Here is a 15,110-nt window from a genome sequence, read left to right as displayed (position 1 = left end):
CATGCCCTGGGAAGCGAGGCCGCGCAGGCGCTGTCGGTGGCTGTGCTGTAAGCGCCGTGACGCCGTGAGCGCTGTCTTCCTGTCAGGAGGTGCGCTGGAACACTTCCCGTTCCAGGCGAGCGAGGCGCTCCGTCACGCTGCCACCGCCCTCGCGTTCGGTGCGTAACCGATCCAGCGCCCATCGCCTGTTGAGCGTGATTCACCCGCCGTGGGCGCCTCGCACGACATCGTGATGCTCCCACTTGATGCTAAGATGACACTGTGCGTACCACCATCCGGATCGACGATGATCTATACCGTGAGGTGAAAGCGAGGGCGGCTCGTTCCGGGCGCACTGTAGCGGCCGTACTGGAGGACGCGGTGCGGCGTGGCTTACACCCGCCTGACCAGCAAGTCGGTGGTCGCTACGTTATCCGGCCGCTGGGGTCGGGTGGATTACGGCCGGGCGTGGATCTTAGCTCGAACGCCTCAGTCGCCGAGGCCATGGATGAGGGCGCATCGGTCGATGAACTGCGTTGATGTCAACGTCCTCGTGCACGCTCACCGTGCCGACCTCACCCAACATCAGGATTACAAGCCACTGGTCGAACGGCTGGCCAACGATGACGAACCCCTCGGTCTTCCCGATCTGGTGCTGAGCGGGTTCGTGCGGGTAACAACCAACCGGCGGATCTTCGTCGAGCCGACGAGCCCGGATGACGCGTGGGAAGCCGTCGAGGCGATTCTGGCGGCCCCGAGCGTGATGCGACTGTCCGCCGGTGAACGGCATTGGTCACTGTTCCGCCAGCTTGTCGCCGACATCGATGCGCGAGGCAGCGACGTGCCTGACGCGTACCTGGCCGCGTACGCGTTGGAGAACAACGCCACTTGGCTCAGTGCGGACCGTGGCTTCGCGCGTTTCAAGCGATTGCGGTGGCGCCATCCGTTGGACACCTGATGCTGCCGCGCGGAGAGTTCCTGCGTTGATCGAAGGAGCCCGAGTACCGCGTAGTGGACTCGGCATCGAGCGGTGGCGATCTCCCCGTGATCGCGGTCTCCTACGCAGAATGGAAGCCTCCCACGCCACAGGTTGGTCACGGCTGCACGCCGTGTCACGGCGAAGGGTTATGGTGCTCGTGGGGATCCGGTGAGCTGACGGTGAGCTGACAAGGAGAGGTGGATGGCCCGCGAGAAGTCCCAGTGCCACTACCACGGGCACATCGACGAGTCCCAGATGTCCCAGGCGCAGCCACAGCGCTCGAACTTTCACAGTGCACTGAACGGGACGAAGGAGGTCATCGGCTGGCTCGCCACCGAGCTACGCGAAGCCACCGGCAATTCCGAGATGGAGCTGTCGGATGAGACCGCGCTCTGGGAGCAGCTCGTGCAGGGCCACGAGCAGATCTGCACCGGACTGCAGGGCGGGCCAACCATCTTCGCCGTGCCGATCCCGGAGGACCGCTGCCCGTGCGAGCGCCCGGAACTGCGCACCATTAGGGGCCAGTCCCAGAAGGCGAAGTAAGCCGCCCGTCCTCGTCTGATGCCGGGTCACCCCGTCTCGGTGGCCGGGCCTGTGGTGCGTTCTGGTCGGGGTCGGGGTTGGCCGTGGTTTTTGGCGTCGGGCTTGAGGTGGCAGCCGGTGAACACTCGGATGGTGGTGTATCCCTCGGTGCTGAGGGAGAGTTCGGCGCCGTAGTTGTCGGTGATTTTGTGGGATTTGCGGCCGCCGTGGTTGATGTCTTGGGTTACGGTGTCGAACCCGTAGTCTCCTGCGATGCGGTGGACGGCGTCGACCGCAGCCGACCAATTCTCGTCGGTGATGGGGCCTTTTGCGTGCCAGCGGTCCATGAACCGGTTCTCGGCGTCCCAGACGCCGATGTCGGGGAATGATCGACTGCAACCGGGTTGAGAACCACGTCCGTCGCGGCGTTGCCATTCGGGCAGGTCGGCGACCTCGCGTAGGGCGGGGCGGATGTCGGTGAGCATCTCGTCGTAGTGGGCCACGGCTTGTTCGATGTCGGGCCGTTGCATCAGCTCATGGAACTGCTCGTCGAGGCTCATATCGTGCTCCTCGGTGTCGCCGGGCTGGCCGATGTAGTCGGAAGCGTCGCTGCAGCCAGCCAGTACCAGCGCCATGACAGCGGCGAGGACAGTCAGCGTCTGGCGCAGGCGGGTTGCCAAGCACGTGATCATCGTGGTTGCTCAATCAGCAGATCGGTCTTGTCGGCGATGACGGCTGCCGAGTTGTACTCGCTGGTGGACAGCGATTCATCGCCGGGATCGCGGAGCTCGACGTAACTGGTATGCCCCTCGGTACGGTGCAGCTCCGTGCCGTCGGCTGCGACGGCATCCTCGGTGGACAGCTCGGTGATGTGCCTATCCAGGCTCGGGTTGACGCCATGCCAGCCGATGTTGGAGACGAAGTCATCCTCGTTGGACAGGTTGTACAGGCTTCCTTCGGGGACCTGCATCTGGTGGCTGTCGGTCCACACCTCCTCGCCGCTGTCGCTGTCGAGATGCCCTTCGCCTGCGGTGGGATCAGGGGTGACAAAGCCGACACCGGGAGAGCCGTGAAACAACGCCGCATCGGCCGCTGACGTTTCCCGGAGGGCGAGCCCCGTCGTCGAGCTGCCGTAGGAGTGTCCTGCAGCGGTGAGGTGCATCGGGGTGTCGCCGTCCCGGTTGGCTTGCAAACCGTCCAGGAAGGGCGCCAGCCGCTGTGCGCCCTCCTCGAAGCGCGCCCTCTCGGCTCCGGCGAGGAGCTCCGGGACCTCCACCAGCGGCGGTTCGTAGTCCAGCCACACCACGGAAGCGACCTCTTGGCCGTTGGTGAACGGATCGTCGTCAAGCATGTCCTGCGCCTCTTCCTGAACCTGCTCCATCTCCTCGACATAGCGAGCCAGGTTCCCATCGACGGTGGAGTTCATGCCCGGGGTGAACACCGAGACCTTCTCGGCGGTGTCCACGTCACCGCTACCGATGGCCGCTCGCGCGCGTTCGCCGTCGAGATCCAAGGTGATCAGAGTACGATTCTCGTCGGCCATCATGTCCTCGACCGCATCCAGCGAGTCGAGCTTCGCCTCGATCTGGGCGATCTCGCTGCTGAGCTGGCGGTCCCGCAACCACTGCCACGCGAAGAGGTCCTCCCGCTCGGCACGCAGCTCGTCGAGCTCGGTGTCCAGGCGCTCGCGTTCCACGGGCAGCCGCAGCATGTTGGCCTCGCTCCGCGCGGTGATCGGCAGTCCGTCCATACCGCCGATGCGTTCCGGCCGGTTGGTGATCAACCACTCGCGTTCGCCGTCGCTCAACGTGGCCCACCAGGCCGCGATCTCGGAGGGCGAGCCGCTGAGTGGGGGCGACGGGGCATCGCCCCACAGTTTCTCGTTCAACGCATCCAGGTATGCGGCGGGGCCGGTCGCGCCGCCGTCGCCTGTCAGCCGCGCCATGGCGGTGACGAGATCGTCGTCGATCTCGGCGGCGCGCCGGAGGATCTGCGCGATCCGGTCCTCCAGCTCTGCCTCGACCGCGGCGCGCGTCCGCACCACATCCTCGGGTGTGTTCCCCAGGTCCACCGCCACATCCAGGACGCGGCCCTGCTCGGTGATGCGGAACTGGTGATGCTGGGCGAGCCCGTCAGCCTCGTCCACCGCGTGCAGCACCGCCGCGACGGCTTCGCTCGCCGCGTCCAGCGCGTCGACCATCGATGCGATGCCGGTGACGAGCGTCTCCAAGTCGTCCCGACGCTGCCGAAGGGACCGGTCGGCCGCCTCGGCCGCGTCGCCCCGCCAGTCGCGCGGCGCGGAACCGTCCTCGATAGTAGCCAGTACGTTCGTCAGCGACTTGCGCCGCGTGGTCAGCGCATCCGCCGCCGAGTCGAGCGCGCCGGGGCTCCACCGCAGGACGTCCGACCAGGCGGTCATCAGCGAGGTTCCTGCTCCCCGCCTGGCAGGAGCGCGTCGAGGTCGCCGGCGTTCGAGCGATCTTCCGCGTCGTAGTCCTCGGCCGCCGACTCGAGCCGGTCCGCGCGCTGCGCGAGCAGCTGGGCGACCGCGCCCGCTTCGTCATCCCAGTGCTTGGCGAGCGCGGACGCCTCCTGCTCGACACGGGAGCCGGGAAGCGCCGTGGCCAAGTCTGCCAGTGCCGCGCCGAGATCGAGGCCGGCGACCTCCTCCGATGCTTCCCGAGTCGTGCGGGCCGCCGCGCGAAGCTGCGCGGTATCCACCTCGAAGTCGCTCACCGTGATCCCCTTCTCACCGATCGGATACCGGCAGGTTAGCAGTGCGCGCTGCCGGTGTGACACGGAAACCGAGCAGGATGAGGGAAACTACTCAGCCCACCCACTGCCGCGAGCCACCCTGGTGGGTGACCCCCGTCAGCCCGACGGGGTCAGCACCACCGCTGTGTTGGTGGGGATGTGGTGGTGCTGCCCCCAGGGGGGTGGTGGCCCCTGGGTGTTGGCGTTGCGTCATGCTCGGGCTGCCGCGAGCCACCCTGGTGGGTGGCCCCCGTCAGCCCGACGGGGTCAGCACCACCGCTGTGTTGGTGGGGATGTGGTGGTGCTGCCCCCAGGGGGTGGTGGCCCCTGGGTGTTGGCGTTGCGTCATGCTCGGGCTGCCGCGAGCCACCCTGGTGGGTGGCCCCCGTCAGCCCGACGGGGTCAGCACCACCGCTGTGTTGGTGGGGATGTGGTGGTGCTGCCCCCAGGGGGTGGTGGCCCCTGGGTGTTGGCGTTGCGTCATGCTCGGGCTGCCGCGAGCCACCCTGGTGGGTGGCCCCCGTCAGCCCGACGGGGTCAGCACCACCACGGGTATCTCCCGGTCGGTCTGGCGCTGGTAGGCGCGGTAGCGGTTGCTGTTCACCTTGTTGACGATGTCCCACAGCCGGTCGTACTCGGCATCGCCGGGATACACCGGCCGGGCGGTGACCGCGAGCCGCTGCCGACCGACCTGGATCTCGCACTCCGGGTGCGTGGTGAGGTTGTGCAGCCAGGCAGGAGCGCGGCGGGCACCGCCGTTGGATGCGGTGATCAGGTAGTTCTCGCCGTCACGGGCGTAGGTGAGCGCGGACGTTCGCCGCTGCCCGGTGCGACGCCCGGTGGCGTGCAGCAGCAGCGAGGGCGGCAGCAGCGGCACGTGATGGCCGATCCAACCGCCGCTGCGCTCGTAGATGAACTGGTGCAGTGCGAGCCCCTGCACGAAGGCTTTGGTCAGTACGGTACGCATCAGCGCTGAGTTTACGCGCCAGTAGGGTTATGCGCCCGTCGCTCCGCCGTCGCCGTTGATGAGCAGTCGGACCGACAGTTCCAGCCGGTGATGCACGTCCGAGGCCGAGGCGCGCCTGCTGACCCAGGCGATGAGGTTGGCCATCCACACATCGGCGATCAGGTGGAAGATCGCGCGGTCGTGCTCGGTGGGCTCCGGCTTGCCCATCGCGGTAGCGAACATGTCCTCCATCAGGCCGCCGACCATCTCCACCTCGGCGGCAGCGGTGGTGTCGGCGAACATGAACGCGCGCACCATCGCCTCCGTCAGGTGCGGATCTCGCTGCAGCGAACGCGTGGTCTTGCCGAGCACGTAAAGCAGCCGTTCGCCGGGCGTGTCACCGGGGATGGTGGTGCGTTCGAGCTTGTCACGCGCCCGCTGGAACTCACGTGCCAGTCCCGCGACCAGCAGGTGCACCTTGGAGGGGAAGTACCGGTACAGCGTGCCCAGCGCGACATCGGCCTTGTCGGCCACGGCACGCATCTGTACCGCGTTGTACCCCCCGCTGGCGGCCAGCGCGAGTGTGGCGTCGATGATGCGCCTGCGCCGATCACGCTGCGCGGGCGAGCCGGGTTCATCTCCCTTGGGAGTGGGCACCTCGGCAGTGTCCGGGTTGGCCTGGGGCGGCACGGGATGTTCCCCCTTGCGCGAAGTCGTCGTCGGTTCGTGGCTGTCGCCTCATCTCAGGGTACAACCCGGGAACCTGTTCCACAGGTTATGGGGTTTCACGTCACGTCGTGGTGATCAGCACGGGCTGCCGGGTCGACTTGGATGTGTAACACGTTCTAGTCTTGAAGCGTCGACCGAACAAGGAGGGATCGTGCCGCTCGCCATCACGGATACCCAGCAGGACCTGGCCTCGTCGGTGCGTGACTGGGCAACCCGCAGCACCCCCATCGAGGCCGTGCGCGCCGCGGAAGGCAGCGGGGTCGCGGCGGGTGCCGCGGATGGTGGGTGGCAGGAGCTGGCAGGCATCGGGGTGCTCGGCATCGCGGTGGACCCCGAGCTCGGCGGTGCGGGCGGCACCACCTGTGACGCAGCCGCCGCGCTGGAGGAAGCCGCCGCCGGGCTGGCGCCCGGTCCGGTGCTGCCCACCGCGCTCGCCGCGCTGCTGCTGGCCCGGTGCCCGCAGCACGCGCCTGCCAAGGAGCTCGTCCCCGCACTGTGCACGGGTGAGGCACACGCCGCCGTCGCGCTCGAACCCGGTGGCCTCACGGGCGAAGCCAGCGGCGACGGTGGTCTCGTGGTTTCCGGGGACGCTGGCGTGGTGCTCGGCGCTGATGCCGGGGCCCACCTGCTGCTCCGTGCTGACGTCGCGGGCACCACCAGGTGGTTCGTGCTGCCGCCTGACCATCCGGGTGTCCAGCTGGTTGGCCAGCGGCCGGTCGACTTCTCCCGCACCGTGGCCCGGGTCGAGCTCGATTCGGTCAGCGTGCCGCCCGATGCCGTGCTGGAGTCGCTCGCCGCGCGGGAGGTGCACGCTACAGCGGCCACGTTGGCAGCCGCTGAAGCCTCGGGTATCGCGGGCTGGTGCGTGCGCACCGCCAGCGAATACGCCCGCACCCGCGAGCAATTCGGCCGCCCGATCGGCGCCTTCCAGGCCGTCAAGCATCTCTGCGCCGCCATGCTGTGCCGCTCCGAGCTGGCGACAGCGCTGGCCTGGGATGCCGCCCGTGCTGCCGACGAGGACGCTACCCAGCACGGGCTGGCAGCCGCGACGGCCGCGGCGTACACCCTCGACGCAGCGGTGGACAACGCCAAGGACGCCATCCAGGTGCTCGGCGGCATCGGCTTCACCTGGGAGCACGATGCGCACCTGTACCTGCGGCGGGCGTTGGCGCTGCGCCACCTGCTCGGCGGAAGCGCCCCGTGGCGTGTCCGCACCGCCGAGCTGGCCCTGGGCGGCACGCGCCGCGCCGCGGGGCTCGACCTGGACTCCTACACCTCGCGGCCGGGTGAGCTCGACGCCCAGCGGGAGGAGGTGCGCCGCACGGTCGACGGCATCGCCGCCCGCCCGGCCCGCGAGCGCAGGGACGCGCTGGTCGAATCCGGTTACCTCACCCCGCACTGGCCCCGCCCCTACGGGCTGGACGCGGGGCCCGCGCTGCAACTGCTGATCGACGCGGAGCTGGAACGCGCCGGAGTGAGCCGCCCCAACCTGATGATCGGCACCTGGGCGGTGCCCACCATCATCGCCCACGGCACCGAGGAGCAGGCGCGCCGCTTCGTCACGCCGACGCTGCGCGGCCAGCTCATCTGGTGCCAGCTCTTCAGCGAACCCGGCGCTGGATCCGACCTGGCGTCGCTACGCACCACGGCCACGCGTGTGGACGGTGGCTGGGTGCTCAACGGGCAGAAGGTATGGACCTCGATGGCGGCCGAGGCCGACTGGGCCATCTGCCTGGCACGAACCGACCCGGACGCGCCGAAGCACAAGGGCATCAGCTACTTCCTCGTCGACATGCGCCGGGATGGCATCGAGACCCGGCCGCTGCGTGAGATGACCGGTGAAGCGGTGTTCAACGAGGTGTTCCTGACCGATGTGTTCGTACCCGACTCCGACATGGTCGGTGAACAGGGACAGGGCTGGCGATTGGCTCGCACCACGCTGGCCAACGAGCGCGTGGCGATGAGCGGCGGTTCCTCGCTGGGTGAGGGCGTGGAGCGGTTGTTGGAGCTGTGGCGCGACGGGTCGGGAGCCGGATCCGGGGACGGTCACGGCCTCGACGAGCTGGGCAGGCTGGTCGCGCAGGGACACGCTTGCTCGATGCTCGATGTGCGCGCCACCGTCCGCAGCCTGGAAGGGCAGGACGCGGGGGCGGAGTCCAGCGTGCGCAAGCTGGTCGGCGTCGAGCACCGGCAGGCTGTGGCCGAGGCAGCGCTGGAACTGCTCGGCACGTCGGGGCTGGTGGTCACCGAGCACAGTGCCGGTGTGCAGCACGAGTTCCTGCTCAGCCGCTGCCTGAGCATCGCGGGCGGCACCACGCAGGTGCTGCGCAACGTGGCCGCCGAGCGGTTGCTCGGCCTGCCGAGGGAGTGAATCAGCCCGCGTCGGCGTCGCCGCCGGTGAACGCCCGCAGCGGCTCCAGCTGCCACGGCGCGATCTCACCGGTGCCGTTGTCCAGCCAATGCCGGGCGTCCGCTGCTCCCATCTCGGCTAGCGCGCCGAGGAACTCGGAGTCGAAGAACACGTAGCTGAGCAGCTCGCCCCGCCCGGCGCCGCCGGGGCCGAGGAGCGCGCCGAGCAGCGCCAGGTCGGGGGAGCGCAGCGCCTTCACGCCGCTGTAGCGGTCGCGGAACACCTCGACGGCCAGCTCGCCGATGGCGTTACGGGGCGGCCCGACGAAGATGTACGGCACCTGGCGGTAGGCGGGTTTGCCCCTGGCCCTGCGGTAACGGTGCGCACCGGGCGCGCCCTCGGCGAAGAACATGTTGACGTTGCCGAGCATCCGCATGTCCTCGATGAGCGGGTCCACCACGTCACCGTGCAGCACGTTCACCGCGCCGTCGGCGATGCTCGGTGGGGCGCTCTCGTGCTGGCCCGGACGGTCGTCGGGCTCGGCTACCGAGGAGGTGCCGACCACGACGACCCGCTCGGCACCGAGATCGAGCGCGGGTTTGAGGGGCGTGTCCAGCCGAGTGCTGCCGTCGATGTACCAGCCACGGGCTTCGTCGGGATGCTCGATGTGGACCGGGGGGAACAGCATCGGGATCGCGGCCGAGGCGAGGACGTGTTCCAGCTCCACCTGGCACCGCACGTAGTCCAGTATGTGAGATCGGTGGTCCGGAGGTTCCACCTTGGAATCGCAGAACGCCACCGTGCGGCCCGTCCACACCGCCGTGCACACCACCGCCAGCGCGTCGACCCGGCCGTTGTCGAGGTTGGATCGCAGCGCCTCCCAGTCGACCCACTCCCTGAGGTTGCCCCTCAGCGGAGCCGGATCCAGCAGGCTGTTGCCGCGCTGCACCGGAAGCGACAGTGACGAGCCGAGATAGCGCGCCGCGAACAGCGGGAGGTGCCGCAGGATGAGCGGTCGGATGACCTTGCCCAGCTCCAGCCCCCGCCAGAGCCGCAGCAGGCCGGTCACCGCTTCCTCGGCATCCAGGTGGGCGGTGGCTGCGAGGTAGGTTGCGTTGAGGGCGCCCACGCTGCTGCCGACCACCAGGCGCGGCCGTTGCCCCTGCCGCTGCAGCTCCGGTAGCAGTACCGATAGCGCACCCGCCTCGTAGGCCCCTCTGGCGCCGCCGCCGCTGAGCACCAGCGCCACCCGCTCGCCGTCGTCTGCCGCGTCGTCCACCGCTGGGCCTCCTTTTACCGTGACGGTACCGCCTCGGTCGGGCGCAGGTGGCTGTTCGTCGCCGCGTAGGACCACTCGAGAAAACGTTGCACCCCGCGTACCACGTGGGCGCTGCGCACCGAGTGGAAGATGTCGAAGGCGTGCTGCGCGCCAGGGATCTCGGCGTAGCCAACCGGCTGCCGGGAGGTGGCGCGCAGCCTGCGTACGAACTCCCGCGCTTCCGTTACCGGAATGAGCGTGTCGTGCTCACCGTGGACCACGAAGAACGGTGGCGCGGACTCGTGGATCCTGGCCAGCGGGGAGGCGCTGCGATAGGTGTCCTCGCCCGCTTCGGCGTCGACGACGTACCGTTCCAGCAATGTCCTGCGTAGGTTCCTGGCCGCGGGCGATCCGGTTTCGGCGGCGAAGTCGTACACGCCGTAATGCGGCACGCAGGCCTGGACGCTGGTGTCGCTGTCGGCGAACCCCGGCTGCCACGCCGGGTCGTTCGGCGTGAGCCCCAGCAGCGCGGCGAGGTGACCACCCGCCGAGCCCCCGGTCACAGCCACGAACGACGGGTCGCCGCCGTAGTCGGTGATCGAGTTCTTGATCCAGGCCAGCGCCCGCTTGGCGGCGACGATGTGCGCGGGCCAGCGCGCCCGCGGCGAGAGCGGGTAGTTGATCGCGACACACACCCACCCCCGCTTGGCCATGTGCAGCATCAGCGGCAGGCCTTGCTGGTCCTTCGTGCCGGTCACCCACGCCCCGCCGTGCACCTGGAGCAGCACAGGACAATCCTGCACGGGCGCGCGCGGGCGGTAGATGTCCAGCAGGTACCGCCGGCCGCCGTCGGCATACGGGACGTTCGGTATCTTGCGCACCTCGGGCGAGCGCATCCGGAACGGCATCGCCAGCTGGCCAACCGGTAGGTCGAGATCCAGCGGGTGGAACGGTGGGCTGAGCTGCGAGCGGTAGTCCACGCCCAGCGCTTCGGTCAGCGCCTGCTCCACGGCGTCCTTGGCACGATGTGCCGAGGCGATCATCGCGGCCAGCCCGGCTCCGTTGGCGGCCGCCATGGCAAGGCCCGCGGGATCCCGCTTCTTCGTCGCGATCTGTCTCGCCGCGTCGGCGCAGGTCAGCGCCAGCAGGTGCGGGGCGAGTTCGGCGGTGAGCCAGCCTGCGAAGAAGCTCGGTACGGACGCCGAGCGTGACCGTAGTGGGCGCAGCGCGTTCGCGGTCAGCGCCAGTTGCGCGGCCTGTCTGGTGCGGAAGAACGATCCCATGGGCACGAGCATAGCCCGGTGCCACTCACCGGCGGACACCGAGACTAGAACACGTTCTAAGATTGTGTCGGATTCGCTACGATCGGTGGTCATGCAGCGACTGACCGGCCTGGACGCGAGCTTCCTGTACCTGGAGACGGCGACGCAACCCCTGCATGTGTGCGCGCTGGTCACGGTGGATCCCTCGACCATTCCCGGCGGGTATTCCTTCGAAACGGCCAGGCGTGCCCTGGCCGATCGCCTGCTCCGGTTGCCGGAGTTCCGGCGCAAGGTACACACATCCTGGCTCAACCTGGACCATCCGCTATGGGTGGAGGACCAGGAGTTCGATCTCGAGCACCACCTGCACCGCATCGCGGTGCCACCGCCCGGTGGTCCGGGGGAGCTCGCCGAGCTGTGCGCGCATATCGCGAGCCAGCCGATGGATCGTTCACGCCCGCTCTGGGAGATCTACCTCGTCGAGGGAAGCGCCGACGGTTCGCTGGCGGTGCTGGCGAAGATGCACCACGCCAGTGTGGACGGGGTCAGCGGCGCGAACCTGATGAGCCAGCTGGCAGCGCTGGAACCGGATGCTCCGCTGCCGGAGCCCGAGGAGCGACCCGGCAGCCCCACACCTCCGGGTGCGCTGGAACTGTTGGCCGACGGCGTGCGCTCGTTCGCGCGGCGGCCGGTGCGTGCGCTGCGGATGATGCCGGAGCTGATGGGGATCGTGCCGGGCTTCGTGGCCCGCTCGCTGCGGGGTGAGGGGATGCGGCTGCCGTTTACGGCACCCAGGACGCCGTTCAACCGCACGATCACGGCCCGGCGCGGCGTGGCGCTGGCTCAACTCGATCTGGACGAGATCAAGCGGGTCAAGAACGCCTTCGACGTCACCGTCAACGACGTGGTGCTGGCGCTGTGCAGCGGCGCGCTACGCCGCTACCTCGCCGATCGCGACGAGCTGCCCGGTAAGCCACTGCTGGCATCGGTGCCGGTCTCGGTCCACGACCGCACCGCGCGGCCCGAGGGCGCGAACAAGGTGTCGGCGTGGTTCGCCTCCCTCCCGACGGACCTGGATGACCCTGTCGACCGGTTGCGGGCGCTCAGTGTGAGCAACACCAGGGCGAAGAACCACCACCACACTGTCCCTGCCGACATGCTGCAGGACTGGGCGCGCCTGGCAGGTCCTGCCACGTTCGGACTGGCGGTGCGTGCCTACTCCACGCTGCGGCTGGCCGAGAAGCACCCGGCTGTGCACAACCTGGTGATCTCCAACGTGCCGGGTCCGCCGGTGCCGATCTACCTGCTCGGCGCCCGGGTGACCGGCATGTACCCGCTCGGACCGGTGTTTCACGGGTGCGGGTTGAACATCACCGTGCTGTCGCTGGCCGGTCAGGTCAACGTCGGGGTGGTGTGCGCCGCCGAGCTCGTGCCGGACCCGTGGCCCATCGTCGAGGGCATGCGCGACGAACTCACCACGCTGCTGGATGCGGCAGGCTGACCCTGTGGTGGTTCACGTCGCCGTGTCGTGCGAGGCCGCGTGCTGCTCGGCCGGGATATCGGGTAGCGCTTCCCCGGTTTCGAGTAGCGTCTTCAGTGCCGACAGCAGGTGCGGCCAGCCTTCGCCGACCATCTCCCGCATGGTGCTACCTGCCTCGAATCCATCGTGGACCACGGTCAGTTTCACCATCTCGCCCAGTGGCTCGATCTCGAAGGTCACAGTGGACAGTTGCTCGGCTGCCAGCTCGGCGCGAGTCTGCTCGCTCAGCCCGACGGACTCGGCGAACTCCGGGGTGACGACGTGCCAGGCGTAGGACAGGCGCCGGTACGGCTGGGATTCGAGGACCACCTGGCTGGGATCGGCGATGCGTACCCCGTCCTGCTCCCACACCATCGGTGACCCCGCCCGCCAGTCGGTCTCGAACGTGACACCCCAGTAGCGTCGGGTGAACGACGGCTCCGTCAGCGCGTGCCAGAGCTGTTCCGGCGTGGTCTTGACGTAGGTGGTGTAAACGAATGCGGTGGCGTCCATGGGTGGGTGCTCCAATGCTTCCTTCAGGTCGGTGAGCGCCTGCGCCCGTAAGCGGTCGTACTGGCTCATCCAGCGCTCGGCGATGGCGTTGATCGGCTCGACGTTGAGGTAGTGCAGTTTCTGCCGCCCCTGCCACCGAACGGTCACGAGGTTGGCTTCTTCCAGCACGGCAAGGTGCTTGCTGACCGCTTGCCTGGTCATGTCCACCTCGGCGCACAGGTCACGCAGGCTCTGCCCGTTGCGCAGGTTCAGCCGGTCGAGCAAGCGACGACGGCTGGCGTCGGCCAGCGCCTTGAAGACGTGGTCCATGGGTGTGTCAGGCCAATCATGCAACTGGTTGGTTGCCTAAATTTAGGCAACCAACCAGTTGCATGTCAACCCCTGTCGGGGATTGGGCATAACGGGTGTCGCCAGGCGGTTGGACGGAGCTCGCAGGAGAGCGGGCCGCCGGAGTGGTTCCGGCGGCCCGCTGTCTCGCGCTACGTGCCGATCGCGTCAGTCGAAGGCGCCCGCACCCACGCTGCCGGGCTCACCGGTGACCTCGATGGTGACGGTCGATCCGGCCGGGATCGATCCCTCGCCTTCGTCCGTGCACATCTCGCCCTCGTCGCACTCGGTGGCGAACACTGTCTCCCCGAGCGCGTCGACGGCCTCGATCGTGAACGGTCCGGCGCCTGCGTAGGAGTGGTCGAGGAGCGGCGTGTACGTGCACGCCGGCTCGGGGCCGACGTTGTCCTCGCCGCAGAAGTGCCCGAAGAAGCTCACGCCGACCCCTTCGGGATCATCTGCGTACGCCGGTGTCGCCAGCAACACGCCGCCGACCGCCACGGCCGCCGCCGCACCGAGTGCCCCCAATGCTCCATAGCGCTTTCGCATGCCTGCACCTGTCCTTCCGTTCGGATCAGTACATTCCGCCGGTTAACCGAATCTCCGGGTAACCGATACCTGGGGTAACTGATGAACGGGAATCGGGTTACGGAGATCACGCCGACCCGCGAAGGATCTCCGTCGCGGTGACAACATAACGAATGTTTTCTCTTGTGCCGATGAGCGAGTTTCGCGCGGACGTCCACTCGGCGTGACTCGGGTCGGAGGTTGCGATAACCGGCTCTCCCGGGTAAAACTAGAACATGTTACAGTTATGCGTGTCCGGGTGAGCCCGGGCGCGACCGGCACGACCACCCGCGAGGAGCCATGGACTTCAGCCCCGACGAGAACCAGCGGGCGGCCGCCGAACTCGCCGCCGAGGTGCTGGCCAAGGAGCGTGCCGCCGAGCACGATGGAGCGGGCGCAGCTACCCCGTACCAGCAGCAGGTGTGGTCGGCCATGGCCACCGTCGGCCTGCTGGGACTGGCACTTCCTCCCGACCTCGACGGCGACGGCCTCGGTATCGCCGAGATCGCGGTGGTGCTTCGCGAGGTGGGTAAGTCAGGAGCGCGGGTACCGGCACTGGCGACACTCGCGTTCGGGGTGCTGCCGGTCGCCACGCGCGGCACCCCGGCCCAGCGCGATGACCTGCTGCCCGCGGTGGCATCCGGGCAGCGGATCCTGACCGGCGCGACCAACGAGGTGGGCAGCCCGCTGGTCACCACGCCGCGCACCGTGGCACGCCAAGAAGCGTCCGGCTGGCGGCTGTCCGGGCGCAAGGTCGGCGTGCCGTACGCCGCACAGGCACACCGGATCCTCGTCCCGGCCTCCCTCGACGAGGGGACCGGCGTGTTCCTGGTGGACCCGCAGGCGCCCGGCGTCACGCTCACCCCGACCCCCACCGCGAGTGGATCCCCCGAATGCACCGTGACTTTCGACGGAGTGGACGTGTCCACAGCGGACCTGCTGGGTGCGGACACGTCGGGAAAGGCCGCGCGTTGCCTACGGGAATGCGCTGTGGCGGGTGCGGGCGCCGCAGGCGACGGGGGGCTGGCTGGAGCGCTGGAGCTGACGACCGAGCACCTGCGCACCAGGGAACAGTTCGGCAAGCCGCTGGCCACGTTCCAGGCCGTGGCACAGCAGGCGGCCGACGTCTACATCGCCGAGCGCACCGTGCACCTGGCCGCCACCTCGGCCGCCTGGCGGCTGGGATCCGGGCGGGAAGCCACGGCGGAGCTGGACCTGGCCGCGTACTGGCTGGCGACCGAGGCGTTGCCCGCGCTGCGCACCTGCCACCACCTGCACGGCGGGATCGGGGTCGACGTCACCTACCCGCTGCACCGGCACTACTCCGACCTCAAAGACCTCACCCGCCTGCTCGGCGGGCACCGGACGCGACTGGCCACGCTCGGCGCGGGCGCTGGGAGCTGAC

At 68.8% G+C, this 15,110-nt stretch carries 15 protein-coding genes; 6 read left to right on the top strand and 9 right to left on the bottom strand.

Annotated features, from left to right (window positions below; genetic code table 11):
- Window positions 1-261 precede the first annotated feature (261 nt).
- From F8178_RS17260 to F8178_RS17250, 3 genes are all read left to right on the top strand, one after another.
- A complete protein-coding gene (locus F8178_RS17260) occupies window positions 262-519 on the top strand; it encodes a ribbon-helix-helix domain-containing protein (protein ID WP_317495868.1) in 258 nt (85 codons plus the stop codon).
- Window positions 506-937, top strand: a complete 432-nt coding sequence (locus F8178_RS17255) for a type II toxin-antitoxin system VapC family toxin (protein WP_317495867.1) — start codon at window positions 506-508, stop codon at window positions 935-937. Before F8178_RS17260 ends, F8178_RS17255 begins: the two co-directional genes overlap by 14 nt.
- A gap of 222 nt (window positions 938-1,159) precedes the next feature.
- Window positions 1,160-1,501, top strand: coding sequence for a hypothetical protein (locus F8178_RS17250; RefSeq protein ID WP_317495866.1), 342 nt, complete (start codon window positions 1,160-1,162; stop codon window positions 1,499-1,501).
- A gap of 26 nt (window positions 1,502-1,527) precedes the next feature.
- On the opposite strand, the gene F8178_RS17245 is transcribed toward F8178_RS17250, so the two are convergent.
- From F8178_RS17245 to kstR, 5 genes are all read right to left on the bottom strand, one after another.
- On the bottom strand, window positions 1,528-2,160 hold the full coding sequence (locus F8178_RS17245; RefSeq protein WP_317495865.1) for an LppA family lipoprotein: 633 nt from the start codon (window positions 2,158-2,160) through the stop codon (window positions 1,528-1,530).
- An 8-nt stretch (window positions 2,161-2,168) separates the two neighbouring features.
- Window positions 2,169-3,899 (bottom strand): alpha/beta hydrolase, encoded by a 1,731-nt coding sequence (locus tag F8178_RS17240; protein ID WP_317495864.1) that lies wholly within the window; start codon window positions 3,897-3,899, stop codon window positions 2,169-2,171.
- Window positions 3,899-4,216 (bottom strand): type VII secretion target, encoded by a 318-nt coding sequence (locus F8178_RS17235; RefSeq protein WP_317495863.1) that lies wholly within the window; start codon window positions 4,214-4,216, stop codon window positions 3,899-3,901. Before F8178_RS17235 ends, F8178_RS17240 begins: the two co-directional genes overlap by 1 nt.
- 541 nt (window positions 4,217-4,757) lie before the next feature.
- On the bottom strand, window positions 4,758-5,201 hold the full coding sequence (locus F8178_RS17230; protein ID WP_317495862.1) for a nitroreductase/quinone reductase family protein: 444 nt from the start codon (window positions 5,199-5,201) through the stop codon (window positions 4,758-4,760).
- A 27-nt stretch (window positions 5,202-5,228) separates the two neighbouring features.
- The gene (gene kstR / locus F8178_RS17225) at window positions 5,229-5,870 is read right to left on the bottom strand and encodes a cholesterol catabolism transcriptional regulator KstR (RefSeq protein ID WP_317495861.1); all 642 of its coding nucleotides are present in this window, start codon (window positions 5,868-5,870) and stop codon (window positions 5,229-5,231) included.
- Window positions 5,871-6,060: 190 nt separating this feature from the next.
- Between kstR and F8178_RS17220 the strand changes: the two genes are divergently transcribed.
- Complete coding sequence (locus F8178_RS17220; RefSeq protein WP_317495860.1) at window positions 6,061-8,280, top strand: acyl-CoA dehydrogenase; 2,220 nt, start codon at window positions 6,061-6,063, stop codon at window positions 8,278-8,280.
- A gap of 1 nt (window position 8,281) precedes the next feature.
- Here the strand turns inward: F8178_RS17220 and F8178_RS17215 are convergent, their stop codons facing one another.
- Together F8178_RS17215 and F8178_RS17210 are read right to left on the bottom strand one after the other, a co-directional pair.
- Window positions 8,282-9,538, bottom strand: coding sequence for a patatin-like phospholipase family protein (locus F8178_RS17215; protein ID WP_317495859.1), 1,257 nt, complete (start codon window positions 9,536-9,538; stop codon window positions 8,282-8,284).
- A 14-nt stretch (window positions 9,539-9,552) separates the two neighbouring features.
- Window positions 9,553-10,800 (bottom strand): alpha/beta hydrolase, encoded by a 1,248-nt coding sequence (locus F8178_RS17210; RefSeq protein WP_317495858.1) that lies wholly within the window; start codon window positions 10,798-10,800, stop codon window positions 9,553-9,555.
- A gap of 91 nt (window positions 10,801-10,891) precedes the next feature.
- On the opposite strand from F8178_RS17210, the gene F8178_RS17205 reads away from it, so the two are divergent.
- A complete protein-coding gene (locus F8178_RS17205; protein ID WP_317495857.1) occupies window positions 10,892-12,280 on the top strand; it encodes a wax ester/triacylglycerol synthase family O-acyltransferase in 1,389 nt (462 codons plus the stop codon).
- A 12-nt stretch (window positions 12,281-12,292) separates the two neighbouring features.
- Here F8178_RS17205 and F8178_RS17200 read toward each other — a convergent pair whose 3' ends face one another.
- Window positions 12,293-13,120, bottom strand: coding sequence for a metalloregulator ArsR/SmtB family transcription factor (locus F8178_RS17200; protein ID WP_317495856.1), 828 nt, complete (start codon window positions 13,118-13,120; stop codon window positions 12,293-12,295).
- A gap of 186 nt (window positions 13,121-13,306) precedes the next feature.
- Entirely contained in the window at window positions 13,307-13,687 is a 381-nt protein-coding gene (locus F8178_RS17195; protein ID WP_317495855.1) for a hypothetical protein, read from the bottom strand.
- 318 nt (window positions 13,688-14,005) lie between these two features.
- On the opposite strand from F8178_RS17195, the gene F8178_RS17190 reads away from it, so the two are divergent.
- The gene (locus F8178_RS17190) at window positions 14,006-15,109 is read left to right on the top strand and encodes an acyl-CoA dehydrogenase family protein (protein WP_317495854.1); all 1,104 of its coding nucleotides are present in this window, start codon (window positions 14,006-14,008) and stop codon (window positions 15,107-15,109) included.
- The last annotated feature ends 1 nt before the right edge of the window (window position 15,110 follow it).

Origin of the sequence: Haloechinothrix sp. LS1_15, assembly GCF_033042135.1 — a bacterium.
In the GTDB taxonomy this organism is placed as follows: Bacteria; Actinomycetota; Actinomycetes; order Mycobacteriales; family Pseudonocardiaceae; genus Haloechinothrix.
Note: the sequence above shows the minus strand (reverse complement) of the source record. Positions and strands in the feature narration are given on the sequence as shown.

Coding starts and splice junctions, on each gene's coding strand:
- F8178_RS17210 (WP_317495858.1), bottom strand. CDS start 10,800: ATGGGATCGTTCTTCCGCACCAGACAGGCCGCGCAACTGGCGCTGACC.
- F8178_RS17200 (WP_317495856.1), bottom strand. CDS start 13,120: ATGGACCACGTCTTCAAGGCGCTGGCCGACGCCAGCCGTCGTCGCTTG.
- F8178_RS17240 (WP_317495864.1), bottom strand. CDS start 3,899: ATGACCGCCTGGTCGGACGTCCTGCGGTGGAGCCCCGGCGCGCTCGAC.
- F8178_RS17230 (WP_317495862.1), bottom strand. CDS start 5,201: ATGCGTACCGTACTGACCAAAGCCTTCGTGCAGGGGCTCGCACTGCAC.
- F8178_RS17190 (WP_317495854.1), top strand. CDS start 14,006: ATGGACTTCAGCCCCGACGAGAACCAGCGGGCGGCCGCCGAACTCGCC.
- F8178_RS17255 (WP_317495867.1), top strand. CDS start 506: ATGAACTGCGTTGATGTCAACGTCCTCGTGCACGCTCACCGTGCCGAC.
- F8178_RS17205 (WP_317495857.1), top strand. CDS start 10,892: ATGCAGCGACTGACCGGCCTGGACGCGAGCTTCCTGTACCTGGAGACG.
- F8178_RS17195 (WP_317495855.1), bottom strand. CDS start 13,687: ATGCGAAAGCGCTATGGAGCATTGGGGGCACTCGGTGCGGCGGCGGCC.
- F8178_RS17250 (WP_317495866.1), top strand. CDS start 1,160: ATGGCCCGCGAGAAGTCCCAGTGCCACTACCACGGGCACATCGACGAG.